This window comes from Streptomyces atriruber (genome assembly GCF_001418325.1).
Classification (GTDB): Bacteria; Actinomycetota; Actinomycetes; order Streptomycetales; family Streptomycetaceae; genus Streptomyces; species Streptomyces atriruber.
This window is the reverse complement of record NZ_LIPN01000104.1, coordinates 1-21,285: the sequence shown is the minus strand read 5'-3', so window position 1 is coordinate 21,285 and position 21,285 is coordinate 1. Positions and strand designations below refer to the sequence as shown.

Genomic DNA, 21,285 nt, shown 5'->3' with positions numbered 1-21,285 from the left:
GTGCAGGACGACGTCGGCGCCCGGGACGAGGCGGCCGTCGCGCTCGATGTTCTGCGCGTACACCTCGAAGGACGGGCAGACGGGGCTGCGGACGACGTACTGCGTCGACACTCCGATGAAGCTGCTGTCGGCGATGCGTCCGGTGATGCGGTTGCGGCCCTCGGGGATCTGTCCCGCGTCGTCGGCGTGGGTGAGGGAGATCTTCTCCGGGCGCACACCGACGAGGACCTTGCTGCCGGTGGCGGTGGGGCCCGTACATCGGGCGGTGGGCAGCGTCAGCTTGCAGTCGCCCGCCTTGAGGACGAGGTCGTCGCCGCTCTGCGCGGCGCCCTCCTGGATGTGCCCCTCTATGAAGTTCGACGTGCCGAGGAAGTTGGCGACGAACGTGGTCCGCGGGTTCTCGTACAGATCGGCGGGGGCGCCGAGCTGCTCGACGCGGCCGCCGTTCATCACGGCCACGGTGTCGGCCATGGTCATGGCCTCCTCCTGGTCGTGCGTGACGTGCACGAAGGTGATGCCGACCTCGGTCTGGATGCGCTTGAGCTCCAGCTGCATCTGGCGGCGCAGCTTCAGGTCGAGGGCGCCGAGCGGCTCGTCGAGGAGGAGCACCTTGGGGTGGTTGATGAGGGCGCGTGCGACGGCGACGCGCTGCTGCTGGCCGCCGGAGAGCTGGTGCGGCTTCTTGCGGGCGTGCTCGCCGAGCTGGACCAGGTCGAGCATCTCGCCGACCTGGTTCTTCACGGACTTGATGCCGCGGCGGCGCAGCCCGAAGGCGACGTTCTCGAAGATGTCCAGGTGCGGGAAGAGCGCGTACGACTGGAAGACGGTGTTCACGGGCCGCTTGTACGGCGGCAGGTCGGTGACGTCCTGGTCGCCTAGGTGCACCGTCCCCGAACTGGGCTCCTCCAGACCCGCGATCATGCGGAGCGTGGTGGTCTTGCCGCAGCCGGACGCCCCGAGCAGGGCGAAGAAGGAGCCCTGCGGCACGGTGAGGTCGAGCGGCTGCACGGCGGTGAAGGAGCCGTACGTCTTGCTGATCCCGGCGAGACGGACGTCGCCGCCGTGTTCTTGAGCAGTGGTCATGGTGGGTCCAGGGGAAGTCGAGGGGGGGAACAGGGGGGCGCCCCTTAAGGGGCGCGGGGAACTGCGCGAGCAACCACGACGGAGCCGCGGACGAATCCACGGCGCGGCCGCCTACGCCCCCGTCAGCTTCGCGAACTTCTCTTCGTACGCGGTCTCTTCCTTCGGCGTGAGCGACCGGAACGCGCGGGACTTCTCCTTCATCTCCTTGTCGGGGATGATCAGCGGATTCGACGCGGCGTCCTTGTCGATCTTCGCGAGCGCGTCCCGCACCCCGTCGACCGGGCAGACGTAGTTGATGTACGCGGCGAGGCGGGCCGCGGGCTCCGGCTCGTAGTAGTAGTCGATGAGCCGTTCGGCGTTCTTCTTGTGCCGCGCCTTGTTCGGGACCAACAGGTTGTCCGTGGACGTGATGTAGCCCTGGTCGGGGATGTGGAAGCCGACGTCGGGGCTGTCGGCCTGCAACTGCACGATGTCGCCGGCCCAGCCGAGGCAGGCCGCGATGTCGCCCTTGGCGAGGTCGGACGTGTAGTCGTTGCCGGTGAAGCGCCGGATCTGTTTCTTGTCGACGGCCTTCTGGAGGCGGGCGATGGCCGCGTCGAAGTCGTCGTCGGTGAAGTCCGCGGGGTCCTTGCCCATGTCGATGAGCGTCATGCCGACGGTGTCGCGCATCTCGGACAGGAAGCCGACGCGCCCCTTCAGTTTCGGGTCGTCGAGCAGTTGCGAGACCGAGGTGATCTCCTTGCCGCCGGTCGCCTTCTTGTTGTAAGCGATGACGGTGGAGATGCCGGTCCAGGGATACGAGTAGGAGCGGCCCGGGTCCCAGTCGGGGGTGCGGAACTGGGCGGAGAGATTGGCGTACGCGTGCGGCAGGTTGGCCGGGTCCAGTTTCTGGACCCAGCCGAAGCGGATGAGCCGGGCCGCCAGCCAGTCCGTGACGCAGATGAGGTCGCGTCCGGTGTCCTGTCCCGCCGCGAGCTGCGGTTTGACCTTGCCGAAGAACTCGACGTTGTCGTTGATGTCCTCGGTGTACTTGACCTGGATCCCGGTGCGTTCGGTGAACGCGTCCAGGGTGGGCCGCCGGTTCGCGTCCTTCTCGTCGACGTCCATGTACTCGGTCCAGTTGGAGAAGCTGATGCGCTTCTCGTCGGCCGAGTGGTCCTCGGACGAGACCTCGCCCTGGCTCTTGCCCGCCGCGGGGATCCCGCAGGCGGTGAGGGCGCCGAGACCGCCGACGGCGAACGCGCCGCCCGCGGAGGCACGCAGCACGGTACGTCGGGTCAGGGCGGCCCTGCCGTTCCTGAAGCTGCGGTGCACGGCGGCCAGTCGGGCCGGGGAGAGGGGGTCTGGCTCGTACTGCTCCATACGCGTGGTTGCCCTTTCGGGAGGAAGGCGGCCGCCGGTCATGCGGCCTGGGACGGCGTGGCTACGTGCTTACCGGTCCCCGAAGATCGTGCGGTGCCAGTCCTTGCGGACCACCGCAGTGTTGTCGAACATGACGTGCTTCACCTGTGTGTACTCCTCGAAGGAGTACGCGGACATGTCCTTTCCGTAGCCGGATGCCTTGTAGCCGCCGTGCGGCATCTCGCTGAGGATCGGGATGTGGTCGTTGACCCACACGCAGCCCGCCTTGATCTCGCGGGTCGCGCGGTTGGCGCGGAACACGTCGCGGCTCCAGGCGGAGGCGGCGAGGCCGTAGGGGGTGTCGTTGGCGAGCCGGATGCCCTCGTCGTCGCTGTCGAAGGGCAGGACGACGAGCACGGGCCCGAAGATCTCGGACTGGACGATCTCGCTGTCCTGGGCGGCGTCCGCGATCAGGGTCGGCTTGTAGTACGCGCCGGGGTGCTGGAGCGCCTCGCCGCCGGTGACCACGCGCGCGTAGGAGCGGGCCCGGTCGACGAACCCGGCGACGCGGTCGCGGTGCGCGTGCGAGATGAGCGGCCCCAGGTCGGTGCTCGGGTCGAACGGGTCGCCGAGCCGCACGCTCTCCATGAGGTCGGCGACGCCCTGCACGAAGGCTTCGTAGAGCGGGCGCTGGACGTACGCGCGCGTGGCGGCCGTGCAGTCCTGCCCGGTGTTGATGAGCGCCCCGGCGACGGCTCCGTGCACGGCGGCGTCCAGGTCGGCGTCGTCGAACACGACGAAGGGCGCCTTGCCGCCGAGCTCCAGGTGCAGGCGCTTGACGGTGGAGGTGGCGATCTCGGCGACGCGCTTGCCGACGCCGGTGGAGCCGGTGAAGGACGTCATGGCGACGTCGGGGTGGCCGACGAGGTGCTCACCGGCGTCCCTGCCCGCTCCCGTGACGATGTTGACGACGCCGTCGGGGATGCCCGCCTCGGTGGCGGCCTGCGCGAAGAGGAGCGAGGTGAAGGGGGTGAGCTCGGCGGGCTTGAGGACGATGGTGTTGCCCGCGGCGATCGCCGGCAGGACCTTCCAGGCGGCCATTTGGAGGGGGTAGTTCCAGGGGGCGATCGACCCGACGACGCCGATGGGCTCACGTCGTACGTACGAGGTGTGGTCACCGGTGTACTCACCGGCCGACTGGCCCTGCAGATGCCGGGCCGCGCCCGCGAAGAAGGCGGCGTTGTCGACGGTCCCGGGGACGTCGAACTCGCGGCTCAGCTTGATCGGCTTGCCGCACTGCAACGACTCGGCCTGCGCGAACTCCTCGGCGCGTGCCGCCAGAACGCCCGCGAAGCGGTGCATGGCGTCGGAGCGCTCGCCCGGGGTGGCGCCCGCCCAGCCGGGGAACGCCTCGGCGGCCGCGGCGACGGCGGCGTCGACGTCGTCGCTTCCGGCCAGCTCGTACGTGTGGACCTCGTCGCCGGACGCCGGGTCGACGACCGCGTGGGAGTTGCCCGACGTCCCCTTGGTCAGCCGCCCGGCGATGTACTGCGCACCGTCCGCGAAGTGGTCCTGCGCCTGGAAGTTGTGCATGACGCTCTCCTCCGCCGCCCGCCCCGTCCCACGGGGGTCGGCGTAGCTCCGGATCGATTTGAGTGCCGATCCTGACAGAGCAGTGGTAGTCCAACAAGTGATTCCGTTGTTGCCTTTTGGTTACGCGACGGAATCTGTCGACCAGGTGTCGAGTCTTCCTGGAAAACCCAGGACGGAATGTCAGTGGTGCGTGCCAGACTCGCGTGCATGACGAAGATCGACTCGGTGGAGGCGCTGGTCGGCGCGGTGCGGGCGGGCGAGAAGATCAAGTATCTGCGCTTCTGGGGACACGCCCCGCGCCGGGACGGCACGCTGGGCCCGAGTTGCCTGAGCCAGTGGTGGCCCGCGCCCTTCACGGTGGACGGGGTGGCGTACGCGACGGCGGAGCACTGGATGATGGCCGCGAAGGCCCGCCTCTTCGGCGACGCGGACGCGGAGCGGGCGGTCCTCGCGGCCCGGACGCCCGCGGAGGCGAAGCAGGCGGGACGGCTCGTGCGGGACTTCGACGACGCGATGTGGACCCGCGAGCGCTTCGCCGTCGTGGTCGACGGCAGTCGGCACAAGTTCGCCTCGGACCCCGCCCTGCGCGACTTCCTCGTGGGCACGGGCCGCCGGGTCCTGGTCGAGGCGAGCCCCCTGGACCGCGTCTGGGGCATCGGCCTGGCGGCCGACGACCCCCGGGCGGACGACCCCACGAAGTGGCGGGGGCCCAACCTGCTGGGCTTCGCGCTGATGGAGGCGCGGGCCCGCCTCTGACCGGCGGCGAGCGCCTCAGGTGGTCCGGGGCGACGGCGACGCGGCATCGCTGTCCGCGCAAGCGTCTGCCGCGGCCTCCCCCGCAAGGGCCTCCCCCGCCGCGGTGTGGCCCGCCGCGGACCCCTGCCGGATCAGCCGCTTCCGTACGAGTCTGCTCTGCGCCGCCACCGTCACGATCACGCCCGCGCCGAGCACCGGCCAGGCGAGCGGACCCGCCGCGATCACGGCGGTGACCAGAAGCGGTCCGCCACTGCGCTGGGCCGACGAGGACAGGCCGTGCACCCCGAGGTAGGCGCCCTGGGCATCGTCGGGCGCGAGCGCGATCGAGAGCTCCCAGGAGGCGATGGCGTGGAGTATCTCCGCGAAGGTGAGGGCGACGGCCGCGGCCGTGAGGGCGGTGACGGCCAGCCACGTGCCGCCGAGCGTGGAGGCGGTCAGGGCCGCGCAGCCGACCACGAAGCAGGCCGCGAGCGGGACGAGGAGCGCACGGGCCCGGTCCGGGGTGCTGCCGAACCGGGACAGCGGCACCTGGCAGCAGACGACCAGCACGCAGTTGAGCACCATGAGCAGCGGCGCGAGGCCGTGCGGGGCGTCGGTGGCGTGGACGATCCACAGCGGGATGCCGACCTGGAGCACCGCGTCGTCGAGGAAGAGGGCCGCCTCGGTCACCGTGAAGAGCAGATAGGAGCGGTCGCGCCAGGGGTTGGACGGCGGGCCGGCGGGTGCGGGGGCGGATCCGGCCGCGGATTCGACCGCGGATGCGGATTCCGTGGAGTCGGTGACCAGCCGGGACGGTGAGGGCGGTTCGGCGCAGCGCAGGGTGAGGACCGCGGCGACGAGGAAGCTGACCACGTTGCCGAGGAGCAGCGCCTGGTAGGCGTGCGTGGTGCCGACGGCGAGGGCCAGCGCACCGGCCAGGCCGCCGAGGGCCCAGCCCGCGTTGGAGACGGTGCGCTGCACGGCCTGGTACGTGGTGCGGTCCGGGCCCGCGATGCGGGCGGCGTACAGCTTGGTGAGCACGTTGGCGCCGCGGTCGGCGAGGCTGTTGACCGCCGAGTACAGCAGGAGCAGCGAGAAGTTGTCCGTCGTGAGCAGCGCCAACAGCGCGACGGCCTGCTGGAGTTGGGCGCCGATGATGATGCGGGTGACGGGGAAGCGGTCGGCGAGGTGGCCCGCGAGCGGCGCTCCCGCGATGCCGACGGCGCCCGAGACGCCGAGGAGGACGCCGACCTCGGCGACGGACAGCCCCGTGACGAGAGTGAAGTAGAGCGCGGCCGCCCCCATCCACAGACCGGTCCCCGCCTTGTTGATCAGGGCGATCCAGAGCATGCGGCGGCCGTCGGCGCCCCCTGGTATGCGTGCGTACAGTGCGGACCGCTTACGGCTGAGGCTCACCCGTCCCCCTGGACTTCCGGCGTCGGCTTGACTCGCTTTTTTGTACCGGTACATAATTGGTTACGTGGCAGCACAATATGTGATCAGTGGCTCGACCGCCAAGGGCATCACCGCATCGGTCGAACAGGCCGTGGCCGACGGCGGGTTGGCGCCGGGCGCCGCGCTGCCTCCGGTGCGCAGGCTCGCCGACGATCTGGGGGTCAGCGCCGGCACGGTGGCGACGGCCTACAAGGAACTGCGCCGGCGCGGGATCGTGGTGACGCGCGGGCGGGGCGGCACGGTCGTGGCGCAGGCCCCGGCGGTCGGCACCCGCAGGCCGCCCCGGGCGCCGCAGGGGGTGCGTGATCTGGCGGGCGGGCATCCGGATTCGGATCTGCTGCCGGTCCTGATGCCGCCCGCCCGGGTGGAGCCGGTGCGCGGTTCGCATCGCGCGGCGCCGCGCCTCGCGGAGCTGGAGGACGTGGCCCGGGAGTGGTTCGCGCGGGACGGGGTGCCGGACGACCGGGTGACGTTCGCGCACGGCGCGCTCGACTGCATGGCCCGGCTGCTCTCGGTGGAGCTGAAGCCGGGCGACACGGTGGCCGTGGAGGATCCGGGCTTCCACCACCTCCTCGACCTCGTACCGGCGTTGGGCCTTCGCATGGTGCCGGTGGCCGTGGACGACGAGGGCATCAGGCCGGAGGCCCTGCGCGGAGCGCTGCGGGCGGGCGCGCGGGCCCTGGTGTGCAGCCCACGCGGCCAGAATCCGATGGGCGGCCGCTTCACGGCGGCGCGGCGGGAGGCGCTGCTCGACGTCCTCGACGGCCGTCCGGACGTGCTCGTCGTCGAGGACGACCACAACGCGGAGGTGGCGGGGGCGGCCCCGCACTCCCTGGCGACCGGCGGACTCCCCCGCTGGGCGCAGGTCCGCACCGTCTCCAAGCATCTGAGCGTCGACCTGCGGTGGGCGGCCCTCGCGTGCGACGCCACCACGCTGGCCCGGCACGAGGGGCGGATGCTGCTCACCTCGGGGTGGGTCAGTCACGTACTGCAGGAGACGGTCGAGCGGACGATGACCGACCCCGCGGCACGCGAGGTGGTGAGCAGGGCCGAGCAGGCCTACGCGGAGCGGCGCGAGGCACTGATCCGCGAGCTCGCGCGGCACGGGATCACGGCGCGGGGCGCGAGCGGGATGAACGTGTGGGTGCCCGTGCGGGACGAGTCCGCGGTCGTCAACGGGCTGCGCTCGCGGGGGTGGTGGGTGGCCGCGGGCGCACGCTTCCGCATCGCCACGCCCACCGCCGTGCGCATCACCACGTCCGCGCTGGCGGTGGCGGACGCGGTCCGGCTGGCCGCGGACTTCGCCGCCGTGCTCGACGAGTCGGAGGCCACGTACGGGGGGTGACGCGGCGCCGCGCGGGACGTCCCAGGAGCCCTCGGCCCAGGGCCCCGCTGCCCATGCCTCTGCCGCTTGGGCCCTTGCCGCTCAGCCCCTGGCCGCTTGGGCCCCCGCGGCCAACGTGGCCGAATAGCCCGGGTCGTCCGGCCGCGAACCCAAGTCCGTGTCCTCGTCCGGCACCACGATGAGGACCACCAGCAGCGCCACGCCCAGGACGATGCCCGCGGCGCCGCAGATGATTCCGGCGAGGGCCTGGCCACCGTTCGTCGCCTCGCCCCGCTTGGCCTTCCCGCGCCCCACCGCGCCGAAGATCACCGCGAGGATGCCGAGGACGATCGCCAGCGGCCACAGGCAGAAGCCGACGGCCGCGATGATCCCGAGGACGAGCCCGGCCACGCCCATGCCGTTCGCGGGCGCCATCGGCATGCCGGGCCAGCCGTATCCGGGCCCGCCCTGGTATCCCGGATGACCGGGGTATCCCGGATGACCCTGCGGGCCGATGCCCGGATAGCCGTACGGCGCCTGCCCCGGCCCGAACGGCACCTGGCCGGGCCCGTAAGGCACCTGCCCCGGCCCGTCCGGCGAGACCGGAGGCGGCGGCACCGGCTCTCCGGGCGCAGCGAAGGGGTTGCCCGCGGCGGTCTGCGGATGCGGGTGCGGATGTGCGGGCGGCGACGGCACGGGCCACGGTCCGGGCCCCGCCCCCGGCATCGACGTGACCGTCCACTGGTCGTGCACCGACGGCGGCTCGGACGCGACACCCGGCACGGACCCGGGCGCGCTCTGCGGCCGCGGCACCGAGTCCTCCGCGGGCGGCGCCCACGGATCGCGCTCTTCCGGCGCCCCCGCGCCGCCCGCGCCGGGCACGGCGTCGTCCTCGGACTTCGCGGACATGACGGGTCACCCCTTTCGTACGTTCCGTCATGCTACGGCCCCCGCTTTCCCTGCGCCGACCGCCGCCTACGATGATCCCGACCCATCGATCAGCCGATCAAACCCGTTCCTGGGGAGGAAACCGTGACCGAGCAGCAGACCGCAGCCACGACCGACAGAGACACGCACGCCTTCATCGCCGGACTGCCCAAGGCGGAACTGCACGTGCACCACGTCGGCTCGGCCTCCCCCCGCATCGTCTCCGAACTGGCCGCGCGGCACCCCGACTCCGCGGTGCCGACCGACCCCGAGGCGCTCGCCGACTACTTCACGTTCACGGACTTCGCGCACTTCATCAAGGTCTATCTGTCCGTCGTGGACCTGATCCGCACCCCGGACGACGTGCGCCTGCTCACCTACGAGGTGGCCCGCGACATGGCCCGGCAGAACGTGCGCTACGCCGAGCTGACCATCACCCCGTTCTCCTCCGTCCGCCGCGGCATCGACGACCGCGCCTTCATGGACGCCATCGAGGACGCCCGCAAGGCCGCCGAGAAGGAGTTCGGCACCGTACTGCGCTGGTGCTTCGACATCCCCGGCGAGGCCGGGCTCGAGTCCGCCGAGGAGACGCTGCGGCTCGCCGTCACCGACTCCCTGCGCCCCGAGGGCCTGGTCTCCTTCGGGCTCGGCGGGCCCGAGATCGGCGTGCCGCGCCCGCAGTTCAAGCCGTACTTCGACCGTGCGATCGCGGCGGGCCTGCGCTCCGTCCCGCACGCCGGTGAGACGACGGGCCCCGAAACCGTCTGGGACGCCCTCATCCACCTGGGCGCCGAGCGCATCGGCCACGGCACGACGTCCGCGCAGGACCCCAAGCTGCTCGCCCACCTCGCCGAGCGCGGCATTCCGCTGGAGGTCTGCCCGACCTCGAACATCGCGACCCGCGCGGTCCGCACCCTGGACGAGCACCCGATCAAGCAGTTCGTGGAGGCCGGGGTGACCGTCACCGTCAACTCCGACGACCCGCCCATGTTCGGCACCGACCTGAACAACGAGTACGCCGTCGCGGCCCGTCTCCTCGACCTCGACGAGCGCGGCATCGCGGCCCTCGCGAAGAACGCCGTCGAGGCGTCCTTCCTGGACCCGACGGGCAAGGAGCGGATCGCCGCCGAGATCGACACGTACACGGAGACGTGGCTCGCCCCGTAACCCCTGTCCGTGACCACAATGGGCCCATGCACACCGTGACTGCAGTGGCCCACCGAGGCGATCCCTACCGCGTCCGCGAGAACACGATCCCGTCCCTGCGCTCCGCGCTCGAACGGGGCGCGGACGCGGTGGAGATCGACGTCCGACTGAGCGGCGACGGCGTGCCCGTCCTGCTGCACGATCCGACGCTCGAACGCCTGTGGGGGTACGACCGGCCGCTCGCCGCCGTGTCCTCCGCCGAGGTCGACGGCCTCACCGAGGGCGGCGTCCCGACGCTCGCGGCGGCGATCGCGGCCACCGAGGGGTACCGGCTCATGATCGACCTGCCGGGCGCCACCTACGAGGACGTGCGCGCGGTCGTCGGGGTCGTCGCGGAGTGCGGCGCGGCGGAGCGGGTGTACTACTGCGCGGGCGGCCGGACGATGCTCGCCGTGCGCGAAGCGGATCCGGCCGCGGAGATCGCGCTGACCTGGACGACCCTGGCCCCGCCCCGCCCGGTCCTGCTGGACGCGGTGAAGCCGCGCTGGCTCAACTACCGCTTCCCGCTGGTCGACCACGACCTCGCGGTCCATGTGCACCGCCAGGGCCTGCTCGTCTCGGCCTGGACCCCGGACACCCGCCGCTCGATGCGCCGCCTGATCGCGGCGGGCGTCGACTCGATCACCACGAACCGCGTCGACGTCCTGCACGCCCTGCGCACTCCCTGAGCGTCCGTCATGACCTCCACGTGGAACTGGGAGAACGGCGAGGGCCTGCTGGGCATCGACGACCCCGCCGACTGGGACGCGGCGTACGAGCGCGGGGAGGCCTGGATCGGGACGGCGGCGATCGGGCTCGCCTTCAACTGCACCCTGGCCCAGGCCTCGCCGCGCATCCTCAAGGCGATGCGGTCGGCGGACCGCGGCCAGCGGGGGTTCGCGTACACCGCGGCGGGCCATGCGGCGCGGCTCAACGGCGAGCTGACCCCGGAGCTGTACGCCGCGCTGCGCGCGGAGGGGCACCGCGGCTTCGCCCAGACCGCCGTCGACGACACCCTGACGTTCGTGCCGTTCCGCGAGCTGCCGCCGTGGTTCAAGTGGCGGCTGGTCGCGTCGAGGGTGGAGGACAAGCTGGAGGTCTGGCGGCTGCACCTCACGTACGCCGCCGAGGACCTCCGCAAGGCCCTGCGAAGCCGCCGCGGCTCCGGCTAGCGCGCGTCGAAGCGGTGCTGGTTGTAGGAGAGCATCTGGAGGAGGCGGTCGGCGGCTCCTGCTGGCTGCTCCGGTGCCGACTGCACGGGCAGCGGCATGTCGCCTCTGGACGCCCACCGGAGGGAGCCGTCGTCGTCGATCGAGGTCCGCGTGCGGTTCCTGTTGTCCTGGTGGAGGCAGTAGGGGACGTCGAGGATGCCGCGGCGGAAGGCCTCGTGGAGGGAGTCGCCCACCGTGGCCTTCAGGGAGAGCGTGGCGTCGATCAGGGCCGAGGCCTCGCGGAGCACCTCGCTCCGCTCACGGTGCGCGGAGCGGGGCACACCGTAGGCGGCGGCCGCGGCGATGCGGAGGGCGGCGACGTTCTCCGCGATGGTGGGGATCCGCTGGGATTCGACCGTCGTCTTGACGATGAGGCGTTCGCAGCCGGAGCTCGCGGCGAGCGCGGCGCTCTCCCGCAGCAGCGCGGTGGCACCCTCCGTGGACTTGGGGTAGACGCCCATGAAGGTGTAGAGGACCACGTGCCAGTCGAGGTCGCCGAGGTGTTTCCCGGCCAGGGCGCGCAGGGCCAGGATCGCGTCGCGGTCCTGCTGCGGATTCGTCTGCTGGGCGTAGCTGAGGGAGACGCTGCGGATGCCGTGCTCGGCGAAGAAGAGGCATTCGAGGACGCTGAGGGCGACCAGCAGTCCCGGTGGGCACAGCTGTCCCAGCATGCAGCCGCCGAAGGTCTCCAGGTGTGCGGCGTCCTGCGCGCCGTCCGCGAGGATCCGGCAGCCCTCGGCCCAGGCGTCGATGGACCGGCGCAGCGGCACCCTGCTGTAGGGCAGGCAGTACGAGACCGGGCCGCCCTCGGAGACGGTCAGGCCGTATCTGAGCATGGTGCGGAAGATCTCCTGGGGCTCGGGCGACCCGTGCCTGACCTGAACGGGGAAGGCGTCCAGGTCCATGCCGCGCAGCAGCAGGGAGTTGTTCGCGGCGCTGTGCGACACCAGCGGGTAGCCGTTGAGCGACTCCCCCGATGCGATGGCCCGGCCCGCCCGCAGGAACTGCCCCGTGCGCGTGAAGCTGTCCAGGGTGATGGTCCCGACCACGCGGGGCCCGGCGTCCCTGACGGCGTCGAGACCGGCCCGCATGGCTTCGGGGCTCGCGAAGCCCATGCGGGACTGGACCACCAGTTCGTCCCGGGCTCCCGCCCCGGCGACGTAGGCACCGAAGCCGGATGTCCGCGGCATGGCGGTCCCCGGCCCTAGGCCGCGGTCGCCGTCGGAGCGACGGCGAAGCCTGACAGGTACGAGCAGAACGTGTCGACGGCCGTCTCTCTGACGAACACGTCGGCGAAGCCCATGTCGCGCAGCCGCTGCACCTCGCCGTCGCTGATCTCTCCGTGGGTGCTGAGCTTGCCACCGAGGACGACCGGCGGGCGGAACCGCTCCGGCACCTCGTGGACGGCATCGAGCAGGGCGGGGACCTCCAGGAGGCCGTGGCCGTTGACCGTGCTGACCACGAGGAGGTCGGCGTCCGACGTCATGAGGGACTCGACGACCAGGTCGGTCGGCGTGCAGGAGCCGAGATTGATCACCTGCCATCCGCGCTCCTCCAGTACGAGCTGCAGATAGACCAGGTTCCAGGTGTGGGCGTCGGAGCTGATGGTGGCGACGACCGCCACCGGAGGCCGAGTACTCACGAGCGGGCTGTCTCCTTCTGATGAGGGGTGGCCGATGGCGCTCCGTCGGCGATGCGCAGCACCGGGGTCATCGCGAGCCCGGCGAGCGCGAAGGTCGCACCGAGACAGATCCAGCCGACCGTCCCGTTCTCGATGACCAGGGTCGAGATGACGAAGGGGGCGACCATCTGGGAGAACGCGAATCCCGTGGTGAAGAGCCCCTGGTACTGGCCGTTCTGTTCGGGCGGAGCGAGGTCGAAGCTGATCACCCAGCCGGCGGCCGACTGGATGATCTCTCCGTAGAGATGGAGGCCTGCCGCGACGAGCAGGAGGACGGCGGCGCCGACCGCGGAGGTGCCGCCCGTCAGGCCGGTGAGGACGCAGGTGCCGAGGAAGAGGAAACCGGCCAGCCGCCAGGCCCGCCGCGCCGATTCGAGCGTGCCGATCCTGCGCGACGCGGACACCTGGAAGAGGACGCAGCCCACGGTGTTGAAGAGGATCAGCGCCGCGGCCATCCAGTTCGGGGCGTCGGTGTGGTGCACGATCCACAGCGGGAACCCGATGTCGAGCATGGCGAAGTGGATCACCATGATCATGTTCACCAGGGTGGCGGCCGTGTACCGGCGGTCCCGCAGGACCGGCAGCCTGGCGACGCCGGGCTGCACGGGCACGACGGCGATGCGGGGCAGCGCGAAGAGGGTGAGGCCGCAGATGAGATACGACGCGGCGTTGAAACCGATCACGCCCATGTACGCCGGTTCGGTGCCGACCCAGATCGCCAGGCCCGCGATGCCGCTGCCGATCGCGACGCCCATGTTGCCGATCGTGCGGATCTGGGCCCTCGCCAGGGTCGCGTCCTCACCGGCGGTCAGGGTGGCGAGCACCGCCTGCCGCGCCGCGTAGGCGCCCCGCTCGATGAACGTGAACACGACGGCGACCGCGGTGAACTGGACGAACCCGTCGACCATCAGGAAGCAGACGCCCGCCAGCGAGCTGAGGATCAGGAGCACGGCGGCCACGTCACGCTGGCCCCGGCGGTCGGCGAGGTGCCCGAACGGGACACCGGAGACCAGACCGGCGGCGCCCGCGATCGCGAGCCCCAGGCCGAGCTGGCCGGGCGTCACGCCCGCGAACTTGGTGAAGTACAGCGCCGAGGAGGCCATGAAGGCGCCCCGGCCCAGCAGGTTGAAGAAGACGGCGATGCCCAGGAGGCGGACATGGGCCGACATGGACCGCAGCATCACGGGCGGCATCCCGGTTCGTCGTCGAGGTCGAAGGTGAGCGAGTCCACCGCCGCCCGCGCGCGCTCGGCCGCTTCCTCCGGCGTCGCACCGAGCGCCCAGGCGAACGCGAGTCGCGCGAGCGACCCGGTGAGATCGCCGATCCGCTGACCGATACCGGCCACGGTGGCGACCTCCGCCACGCCGGGCATCCGCCGGGCGTCCTCGATGCCGTGGACCGCGGCGAACACGCCCCTGCGGTCGGCGCACCGGTAGCGGATCGCCGCGAAGTCCGCGTGCTCACCGCTCCGGTGACGCTCCATCGCCTCCTCGATCTCCGCGGTGATCGAGTGGCCGACCGCCTGCCGGGCCCAGAGCTTCTGGATGTCGATCCCCGTCGCGGCCGCGAGCATGTTGGGGATCCGGTCGCCGCCGTAGCGCAGATGGGTCTCGATGATCCGGACGCCGTTCTCGGTGAGGATCACCTCGGTGTGGGTCGCGCCGTCCCGCACCTCCAGCGCGTCCAGCATCCGGCGCACCGTGTCGGCGACGGCCGCCGCCTCCGCCGCGGGCAGCGGAGCGGGCACCAGGTGCCCGACCTCGACGAAGCTCTCCTGGTCGGTGGACTTCTGGGTGATCCCCGCGACGAAGTGGCGGCCCGCCTCGCTGAGGCACTCGACGCTGAACTCCCGGCCCTGGTGGAAGGGTTCGACGATGAGCTCGTCCGCGTCCAGGCCCTCGGTCCCCTCCGTGCTCCACGTGAAGGCGTGGGGGACGTCCGAGGGGGACGTCAGTTTGCTGATGCCCCGGCTGCCGATGCCTCCGGCGGGCTTGCAGATGACGGGATATCCGAGGTTCGCGGCGGCCTTGGCGAGCTCGTCGGCGCCGGAGACCTTCTCCGCCGGAGTGTCATCGACTCCGGTCTCGGCCAGGCGGGCGCGCATGAGGTGCTTGTCGGTGATCCAGTGGGCGGTCCGCTCGGCGTAGCACCTCAGCCCCAGCTGCTCGGCGATGTAGCCGGTCTTGTCCGCGTCGGACTCGGTGAAGTTGACGATGGCGTCGATGCGGTCGTGCTCGTGGACGGCGCGGGCGATGGCCAGCCACTCCTCCCGGCCGGTCTCGCGGTCGAGGATCACCAGCCGGTGCAGGTCCTCCCTGTCCCAGACCTTGCTCTCGACCTCCTGCCTGCAGATCACGGTGATCCGGAGTCCCGGAGCGGCCTGGCGGCAGTTCCGGGGGACCTCGCGCGCGCCACCGATCATGAGGAGGTGCCGGGCGACCTCACCGGCCCCCGCGCCCTCGGCGGCCTCTGCTGTTGCCTCACGCATCGGACCACTCCGCGTTCGCGTAGAACCAGTCGACGCAGGCGCGCAGGCGCTCTTCGACCTGTTCGCTGGTCTCGCCGGTGACGAGGAAGGTCGCGATCTCGCCGTTGGTGTGCCGCATGGCCTGGTAGCGGCGTCCGGCGGGGGCGCAGCTGTAGTCGATGACCCAGTCGAACGGAACCGACTCGGGCACCTTGGTCAGGACCCCGGGCCGGGGGGAGATCGTCGTCTGTCCGGAGATCCGCTCCTGCAAGGCCTCCGTCAGCGGCCAGTCGTACGGCTCGAACCCGCAGAACGCGCGGACCGCGGCCATCTTGAAGTCGACCCCGAAACCGGCCCGGTTCTCCTCGAAGATCGAGCCGCCGCCGAGCCGCTGGGCGGCCTCGCCGAGGACGAGCCGGCCGTCCGGACGCTGCCAGAGCTCCACGTGGAAGAGGCCCTCGGGCCCGAAGGGAAGCACGTTCTCCAGGAGGTTCCTGGTGAATCCGACCGCTTCCCGGGCGAGGTCGCCGCGGGCGTCGAGCATCGTGCTGCCCATGAATCCGCCGTGCAGGAAGTCGATGTGGCTGCCGATGTACCGGGCCGCGCTCATATAGCGGCAGACGCCCTGGGAGTAGTAGCCGTCGACGCGCAGCTGCGTCCCGTGGACGAACGACTCGGCGAGCATGTCCGGCTCGCGCTCGATCCCGGCGAAGATGCCCTCGCTCAGCAGGGCGTCCAGCTCCGCCTCCGAGTCGAGGATGTACGTATCGGCCGACCCCTTGCCCGCGATCGGCTTCAGCACGACGGGGAAGCCGACCGCGTCGGCGAAGTCGAGCAGCTCGAAGGCGTTGCGGACCTTCCGGAACTCGGCGACCGGAACGCCTGCCGCGGATGCGCACTGCTTCATGAGGAACTTGTCGCGCAGGTAGACCGCGTCCTCGGGACGGATTCCGGCCAGTCCGTGGCGCTCGCGCAGCCATGCCGCGCGCAGGACGTCGGCCTCCGCCATGGGGATGACGCGCTTGAACCCGCCGTTCGCGAGCAGGTGGTCGGCCCGCTTCCCGACCAGGTCGTTCATCGCGTAATTCGCGAAGCACTCGATCTCGGGGAAGGCCGCACCGTAGTGCTCCTTGATCCATTCCGGCGGGTGATCGCGGTCGGTGCCCGTCAACAGATGGGCCGTGTTCTGGGTGGCGTCGGCCCATTCCTGCGGAGTATTGCGGAGCAATACCTTGAGCGGCGACATGATTATGTTTTCCACGATTCCTCACCCTGCCCTGCTGAGTATGTGTCCGGCTATTGCGTCCGCGTCGTTGAAGAACTCGGCCCAGGGGCCCGGCCTGCCGCTTCCGACGAAGGTGAACCAGCGCGTGTTCTCCGTCGGAATTCCGAGTACGTGCAGGCCCTCGGGCGACGAGCCGTCGCGCGCCACCGGATGGAAAGGGGAGCCTGTCGTCGCGACACCGCCGGTACGGAAGGCGTCGTCCCCGTTGCTGTTGACGTACTCCGTCAATACGCCCCGTTCACGGAGGTTGCCCATGAGCCGGGAGCTGTCCGACGACAGATCCGTGCCGGGAACCCTGGCGTCGACGAGGGCGTCGAGCTTCGTCTCGGAACCGGCGACCGCCGGCGATCCGACGGTGAACCTTCCCGTGGATTCACACACTCCGAAACGGGTGTCCGGACCGGCGATGCGCACGATTCCGGCTTCGAGGAGCGCGAGGAATTGATGGACGCGCTTTCTCGGCGGGCCCGAGGACAGCAGAGAGCTTCGGGGGCCGAACCAGCCGAGGAAATCCTTCATGTGGGACTGCGCGGTGAGCCCGGAAAAGTCCACCAGTTTACGCATCTCGCTGCGGGTGTCCCTCAGGACGTCGAGCGCGGCCTTGAGCGGATCGAGCAGGTTTCCGGCCTCGGCGTGCCGGAGGTCCTCGCGCAGGACCGCCGTCACATGGCCGGTGAAGTCTTCCCGCGAGGCGTAGGAGAGGCCGTCGAAGGGGCGCGCCAGGGCGAAGAAGTCGACGGGTTCGGCGTGGACCCCGAAGGCCTCGGCGATCTCCCCGATCGCCCGGGCGTCGCGGGCCCCCCGCTCCTTGACCGCGTCGACGAACGCGGACTGCGCGGACGCCCCGGCCGCTCCGGCCCGTCCGCGCACGAGTGTCGAGAAGTACACGAGATGCATCTCGGCCAGGACGCTCGGGACGACCTGCGACCGGAAGTCCAGGGGACGTCCGTCCGAACTGCCGAGGATCTCCTCGGCCTTGAACAGAACGGGCCGGTAGGAGTAGTCGGGCGCCTTCTGGTTCCGGCCCCGGCCGGGCAGCGGCAGTCCGCTGCGGGAGCCCGCGACGATCAGCGGCTCGTGACCGCTCGGCTGGTAGCTGTACTCGTTCTCCGCGACCTCGAGGAACTTGCCCTGGCGCCCCTCGGTCAGGGAAAAGATCACGTCGTAGGCCGAGAGGCCGAGTCCGATGACCCCGGTCGGCGCGCCCGCGGGAATTGCGTCGAGGTCCATCTCGGCGGGAGAGTCGCTACGAACGTACTGGATCCCGTCTCTCCGGGCGGCGAATTCCTCGAAGGCGAGCTCGGCGCCCTTCAGGTGGGGAACTCCGTGCCCGGTCGCAAGGACGACACTGTCGGCCCGGATCGTCCGCCCGCTTTCGAGACGCACATGGAAGACTTCGGATTCCCGCACCAGATCGATGACGCGGCCCTGAATTCCCTCGAAAGAGACCCCGGGCGGCAGAGTCTTCTTTATTGCCCCCAAGACGAATCGCAGATACCGACCGTAAATCCTCCGGGGCGCGTATTCATTGCTCCCCACGCGCGGATCCCTGGCCCGCCACCATTCGGCGAGCGAAGGCCCCGCACCCGGCCGGACCGGCCCCTCGTCCGAGGGCCCGGAGAACATGGTCACCTCATCGGCGACGGTATTCATCCGGTAGAGATCGTCCTGGTCGGTGCGCCAGATGCGACCGCACCCGACTTCGGTCGAGTCGATCAGATGGATGTCGATCCCGGAATGGCGGGCGGAGTTCTGGAGTCGTGCGGCGATGCGCTCGAGGACGGCGAGCCCCCTCGGCCCCGATCCGACCACGGCGATCCGGTGGACGTGCCGATAGCCGTTGACATCGCGCACAGAATCCCTCGCTGGTGGGTTAGGGAGGTGTGGAACGTCGGCCGTTCCGTCCGAGCCGTGTCGGACTTTATGCGCGAGAGATCATCGGGTAAATGCATTAACGGAAGGGCTCAAGTGTGGCTTGAGTTCCGGAATTGTCTACGGAGCGTCACCGGCACGGGGGCGCGCCGAGCGGGGGACGGCGCGGATCACGCCATAAGGGACCGGGGAATCCGGACATTCGAACCGGCGTATGCACGCTCGGTACGAACAGGTCGGGAACAAGTCACCGTGGCGTGATCTATGTCTCACCGGCCCTACAGCCCCGCGAGCGCGTTCCACCGCTTCGCGAACTCCGTCCGCTCCTTCGACGTGATGTCCCGCGCGATGACGAGCCGCTCGCGCATCGCGTCGTCCGGGAAGATCAGCGGGTCCTCGGCGAGGGCGGCGCGCTCCTTGTCCTTGGCGGAGGCGAGGATGTCGCGGGCGGCCGGGACGGGGCAGACGTAGTTGACCCAGGCGGCCAGCTCCGCGGCGACCTCGGGGTCGTAGTAGTAGTCGATGAGCCGCTCGGCGTTCCGCTTGTGGCGGGCCAGGTTGGGGACCATCAGGGACTCGGCCCACAGCTCGGCGCCCTCCTCGGGAACGACGAACTCGATGTCCGGGTCGTCCGCCTGGAGCTGGATGACGTCGCCGCTGTAGGCCTGACAGGCCAGGACGTCGCCGCTGGAGAGGTCCTTGATGTAGTCGTTGCCGGTGAAGCGGCGGATGTGATGGCTGTTCACCATCTTCTCGACCTTGTCGCACATCCGGTGGAAGTCGTCCGCCGTCCACTTCCTGATGTCGACGCCGTCGCCCTGGAGGAGCAGCGCGAACGCCTCGTCGAGGCCGGAGAGGAGGGTGACGTGGCCCTTGAGGTCGTCCGCCCACAGGTCGGAGACCTGCTTGATCTCACGGCCGACCTTGCGCTTGTTGTACGCGATGCCGGTGATGCCCGACTGCCAGGGCACGGTGTACTTCCGGCCGGGGTCGAAGTGCGGTGAACGCAGGAGCGGGTCCAGGTACTTGGACACGTTGGGCTGACGTGCCCGGTCCATCTCCTGCACCCAGCCGAGCCGGACGAAGCGTGCGCACATCCAGTCGCTGATGACGATGAGGTCGCGGCCGGTCTCCTGGTGGTTCATCAGGGACGGGCTGATCTTGCCGAAGAACTCGTCGTTGTCGTTGATCTCCTCCGTGTAGCGGACGTCGATCCCGGTCCGCTTCTCGAAGGCGTCCAGCGAGGGGCGCTTCGTCTTGTCGTTGTCGTCGGTGTCGATGTACAGCGGCCAGTTGGCGAAGGTCAGCTTCTTGTCCTGCCGGGAGCGGTCGCTCGCGGCACGCTCCCCCGGCTCGATGTACGCGGCGGGCACGCCGCAGCCGGCGAGCGTGCCGAGGGCCGCACCGCCGCCCAGGGCGCGCAGCAGGGAACGGCGGGACACGGGGGAAGCTACGGGGTTCGCTCGCACCCCGGCAGCATGCGCCCCCGCTCGGCGGCGCGGCAATGGACGCAGCGTCGAGCCCCGCCCCGTGGAGCCGACACCTTGTCGATCACCGGGCGCACGTCACGCCCCGCGTCACGCGGGCTCCAGCAGGCCCGCCAGGTCGCCCGCCGTGAGCCGCTCCAGCGGCGCCGCGTCGACCGGCCCGGGGTAGAGGCGGTACACCGTGCCGGACGCCGCGTCCTGCGCGCCCGGGAGGTCGCCGTGGAGCAGCGCGAGCAGGGCCGAGCGGCCCGCGAGCTCCGGCTCGGCGCGCAGCGCGTCCGGCTCCCAGCCGTCCCGAATGCGCAACGCGAAGTCGGCGCGCGGCTCGCCCTCCGCTCGGCGGTAGCCCCACGGGACGTGGCCGCGGCCGCGCACGTACACGTCGCCGTCGGTGCGGGCCGCCGCCGTCCAGCAGGCCAGGTCCCACAGCGTGGCCCGGCCGCACGGCTGGAAGGTGGCGAGCAGGTCGTTGCCCATGCGCCCGATCTGCCTGCGATAGCGCCACACGGCGTGGTGGGTGCCGGTCGTGGCGAGGGTGACGTCCGTCCACCAGGCGTGCCGCGTCCGCAGGTCGACGATCATGGGCACGGTCAGCTTCGCGTCGCCCGCGAGGTCGAAGCGCTGACGGACCGTGCGCGGGTCGTAGACGGCGCGCTCCTTGCCCTGGACCGCCATGAACCCCGTGAAGGCGTCCGGGAGTTCGTCGAACGCGATGTCGTTGTACGAGAACACCATGGGCACCACGAACCGCACCCCGGTGTTCGCGAGCCGCGGCAGATCGAGGTCCAGGTACTCGGTGGCGCCCTGCGGGGCGGGCGCGGAGGTCAGGTCCCCGGAGTGCCGGGCGGCGCCGCCCGCGTACTCCAGGCTCGTGTAGTCGCAGAGGCCGATGAAGCGCCACAGGTCGTCGTAGAGCGCGACGGACAGGTCGAGGTCGACGCGCACGCCCTTGGGCTGCGTCCAGTGCAGGAAGAGCCGCACGGTCTCGCTGTCCGCGGGCATAGGCAGGGAGCTGCCGCGGGGCAGGGCGACCAGCGAGGCGGCCGACGCGCGCTCGGCGAACGGCACGGGCAGATCGGCGAGCGCGGCGTCCAGGACGGCCACGTCGTACCGCTCGCCGTCCCGTTCCCCGAGGCGCCGCACCGCCTCGGCCTCGATGAGCTCACCGGCGCGGCCCGCCACCCGGGCGGGCAGCGGCGGCCGGTGGTCCTCGACCGCGTAGGCCTTGGTGACGCGGCCGCGCGGGAAGAAGACGCGGCGGTGCCCCGGCACGGCACGGACCTTCGTGCGGCCGTAGGCGCCGAGCAGCGGCCCGGGGCCGGAGCGTGGCAGGGCGTCGGCGAGCGCCTCGCCGACGGTGTCCGGGAGCGTCGCCGAGCCCGAGCGGGCCAGCAGCAGGTCCAGGCGGCGCAGGAGTTCGCCGGGCCGCTCGCGCAGCAGCCGCACCGCGGCCTCGACGTCCCAGCGGCCGAGCGCCTCCTCGACGCGCGCCTGCCAGGTGACGACGCGCAGCCGGTCGCCCGCGAGGCGGACGTCGTCGTGCCGGGCGGCCTCGGCGAGCAGGAGTTCGCCGAGCGCGCCGTCGCCCACGCGGGTGCCGCGCAGGGCGGCGAAGGCGAGCGCCACGCGCGCGTGGCGG

Annotated in this window: 17 protein-coding genes and 1 pseudogene; 5 read left to right on the top strand and 13 right to left on the bottom strand. The window is 71.1% G+C overall.

All coding sequences use genetic code 11. The features are described 5' to 3' along the window. The 3 genes from AOK03_RS12405 to AOK03_RS12395 form a co-directional block, all read right to left on the bottom strand. A partial coding sequence (locus AOK03_RS12405) for an ABC transporter ATP-binding protein (protein ID WP_055565273.1) occupies positions 1-1,083 on the bottom strand: 1,083 nt, incomplete at its 3' end. 111 nt (positions 1,084-1,194) lie between these two features. Beyond that, positions 1,195-2,445, bottom strand: coding sequence for a polyamine ABC transporter substrate-binding protein (locus tag AOK03_RS12400; RefSeq protein ID WP_055565272.1), 1,251 nt, complete (start codon positions 2,443-2,445; stop codon positions 1,195-1,197). Between the two features lie 69 nt (positions 2,446-2,514). Next, entirely contained in the window at positions 2,515-4,017 is a 1,503-nt protein-coding gene (locus tag AOK03_RS12395) for a gamma-aminobutyraldehyde dehydrogenase (RefSeq protein ID WP_055565271.1), read from the bottom strand. A gap of 177 nt (positions 4,018-4,194) precedes the next feature. On the opposite strand from AOK03_RS12395, the gene AOK03_RS12390 reads away from it, so the two are divergent. Then, on the top strand, positions 4,195-4,773 hold the full coding sequence (locus tag AOK03_RS12390) for an NADAR family protein (RefSeq protein ID WP_079074667.1): 579 nt from the start codon (positions 4,195-4,197) through the stop codon (positions 4,771-4,773). Between the two features lie 15 nt (positions 4,774-4,788). Here the strand turns inward: AOK03_RS12390 and AOK03_RS12385 are convergent, their stop codons facing one another. Beyond that, on the bottom strand, positions 4,789-6,102 hold the full coding sequence (locus AOK03_RS12385; RefSeq protein WP_063792485.1) for an MFS transporter: 1,314 nt from the start codon (positions 6,100-6,102) through the stop codon (positions 4,789-4,791). Between the two features lie 130 nt (positions 6,103-6,232). Here AOK03_RS12385 and AOK03_RS12380 point away from each other — a divergent pair, with 130 nt between their 5' ends. Further along, entirely contained in the window at positions 6,233-7,552 is a 1,320-nt protein-coding gene (locus tag AOK03_RS12380) for an aminotransferase class I/II-fold pyridoxal phosphate-dependent enzyme (RefSeq protein ID WP_055565269.1), read from the top strand. Positions 7,553-7,633: 81 nt separating this feature from the next. On the opposite strand, the gene AOK03_RS12375 is transcribed toward AOK03_RS12380, so the two are convergent. Beyond that, positions 7,634-8,440, bottom strand: a complete 807-nt coding sequence (locus AOK03_RS12375) for a DUF4190 domain-containing protein (RefSeq protein WP_055565268.1) — start codon at positions 8,438-8,440, stop codon at positions 7,634-7,636. 64 nt (positions 8,441-8,504) lie between these two features. Here AOK03_RS12375 and AOK03_RS12370 point away from each other — a divergent pair. The 3 genes and pseudogenes from AOK03_RS12370 to AOK03_RS12360 all read left to right on the top strand — a co-directional run. Further along, a pseudogene (locus AOK03_RS12370) lies at positions 8,505-9,625 on the top strand (adenosine deaminase); the annotation flags it as partial. 26 nt (positions 9,626-9,651) lie between these two features. After that, on the top strand, positions 9,652-10,332 hold the full coding sequence (locus AOK03_RS12365; protein WP_055565266.1) for a glycerophosphodiester phosphodiesterase: 681 nt from the start codon (positions 9,652-9,654) through the stop codon (positions 10,330-10,332). A 9-nt stretch (positions 10,333-10,341) separates the two neighbouring features. Further along, positions 10,342-10,815, top strand: coding sequence for a hypothetical protein (locus AOK03_RS12360; protein ID WP_055565265.1), 474 nt, complete (start codon positions 10,342-10,344; stop codon positions 10,813-10,815). Here AOK03_RS12360 and AOK03_RS12355 read toward each other — a convergent pair. From AOK03_RS12355 to AOK03_RS12320, 8 genes are all read right to left on the bottom strand, one after another. Beyond that, positions 10,812-12,044, bottom strand: coding sequence for a methylaspartate mutase (locus AOK03_RS12355; protein WP_055565264.1), 1,233 nt, complete (start codon positions 12,042-12,044; stop codon positions 10,812-10,814). The two genes, AOK03_RS12360 and AOK03_RS12355, sit on opposite strands and share 4 nt — an antisense overlap. A 14-nt stretch (positions 12,045-12,058) precedes the next feature. After that, positions 12,059-12,496 (bottom strand): cobalamin B12-binding domain-containing protein, encoded by a 438-nt coding sequence (locus tag AOK03_RS12350; protein WP_244177584.1) that lies wholly within the window; start codon positions 12,494-12,496, stop codon positions 12,059-12,061. Then, positions 12,493-13,704: an MFS transporter gene (locus AOK03_RS12345; protein ID WP_157868930.1), complete on the bottom strand. Its 1,212-nt coding sequence runs from the start codon at positions 13,702-13,704 to the stop codon at positions 12,493-12,495. The genes AOK03_RS12350 and AOK03_RS12345 overlap by 4 nt, the downstream gene beginning before the upstream one ends. 11 nt (positions 13,705-13,715) lie before the next feature. After that, positions 13,716-15,023, bottom strand: coding sequence for an ATP-grasp domain-containing protein (locus AOK03_RS12340; protein WP_055565261.1), 1,308 nt, complete (start codon positions 15,021-15,023; stop codon positions 13,716-13,718). Then, positions 15,016-16,263, bottom strand: a complete 1,248-nt coding sequence (locus AOK03_RS12335) for an ATP-grasp domain-containing protein (protein ID WP_157868929.1) — start codon at positions 16,261-16,263, stop codon at positions 15,016-15,018. The genes AOK03_RS12340 and AOK03_RS12335 overlap by 8 nt, the downstream gene beginning before the upstream one ends. Before the next feature lie 6 nt (positions 16,264-16,269). Continuing rightward, positions 16,270-18,141 carry an FAD/NAD(P)-binding protein gene (locus AOK03_RS12330; RefSeq protein WP_055565259.1) on the bottom strand — a complete coding sequence of 624 codons (1,872 nt, stop codon included), beginning with the start codon at positions 18,139-18,141 and terminating at the stop codon, positions 16,270-16,272. 296 nt (positions 18,142-18,437) lie between these two features. Then, on the bottom strand, positions 18,438-19,601 hold the full coding sequence (locus AOK03_RS12325; protein ID WP_055565258.1) for an ABC transporter substrate-binding protein: 1,164 nt from the start codon (positions 19,599-19,601) through the stop codon (positions 18,438-18,440). Positions 19,602-19,736: 135 nt separating this feature from the next. Beyond that, the coding region (locus AOK03_RS12320) for an MXAN_6230/SCO0854 family RING domain-containing protein (RefSeq protein WP_167355599.1) at positions 19,737-21,285 on the bottom strand (1,549 nt) is incomplete at its 5' end.

What these genes read in the sequence shown, in the direction of transcription:
- AOK03_RS12400 (WP_055565272.1), bottom strand. Translation starts at nt 2,445, where the DNA reads ATGGAGCAGTACGAGCCAGACCCCCTCTCCCCGGCCCGACTGGCCGCC.
- AOK03_RS12395 (WP_055565271.1), bottom strand. Translation starts at nt 4,017, where the DNA reads ATGCACAACTTCCAGGCGCAGGACCACTTCGCGGACGGTGCGCAGTAC.
- AOK03_RS12390 (WP_079074667.1), top strand. Translation starts at nt 4,195, where the DNA reads ATGTCAGTGGTGCGTGCCAGACTCGCGTGCATGACGAAGATCGACTCG.
- AOK03_RS12385 (WP_063792485.1), bottom strand. Translation starts at nt 6,102, where the DNA reads ATGCTCTGGATCGCCCTGATCAACAAGGCGGGGACCGGTCTGTGGATG.
- AOK03_RS12375 (WP_055565268.1), bottom strand. Translation starts at nt 8,440, where the DNA reads ATGTCCGCGAAGTCCGAGGACGACGCCGTGCCCGGCGCGGGCGGCGCG.
- AOK03_RS12365 (WP_055565266.1), top strand. Translation starts at nt 9,652, where the DNA reads ATGCACACCGTGACTGCAGTGGCCCACCGAGGCGATCCCTACCGCGTC.
- AOK03_RS12360 (WP_055565265.1), top strand. Translation starts at nt 10,342, where the DNA reads ATGACCTCCACGTGGAACTGGGAGAACGGCGAGGGCCTGCTGGGCATC.
- AOK03_RS12355 (WP_055565264.1), bottom strand. Translation starts at nt 12,044, where the DNA reads ATGCCGCGGACATCCGGCTTCGGTGCCTACGTCGCCGGGGCGGGAGCC.
- AOK03_RS12345 (WP_157868930.1), bottom strand. Translation starts at nt 13,704, where the DNA reads ATGTCGGCCCATGTCCGCCTCCTGGGCATCGCCGTCTTCTTCAACCTG.
- AOK03_RS12340 (WP_055565261.1), bottom strand. Translation starts at nt 15,023, where the DNA reads ATGCGTGAGGCAACAGCAGAGGCCGCCGAGGGCGCGGGGGCCGGTGAG.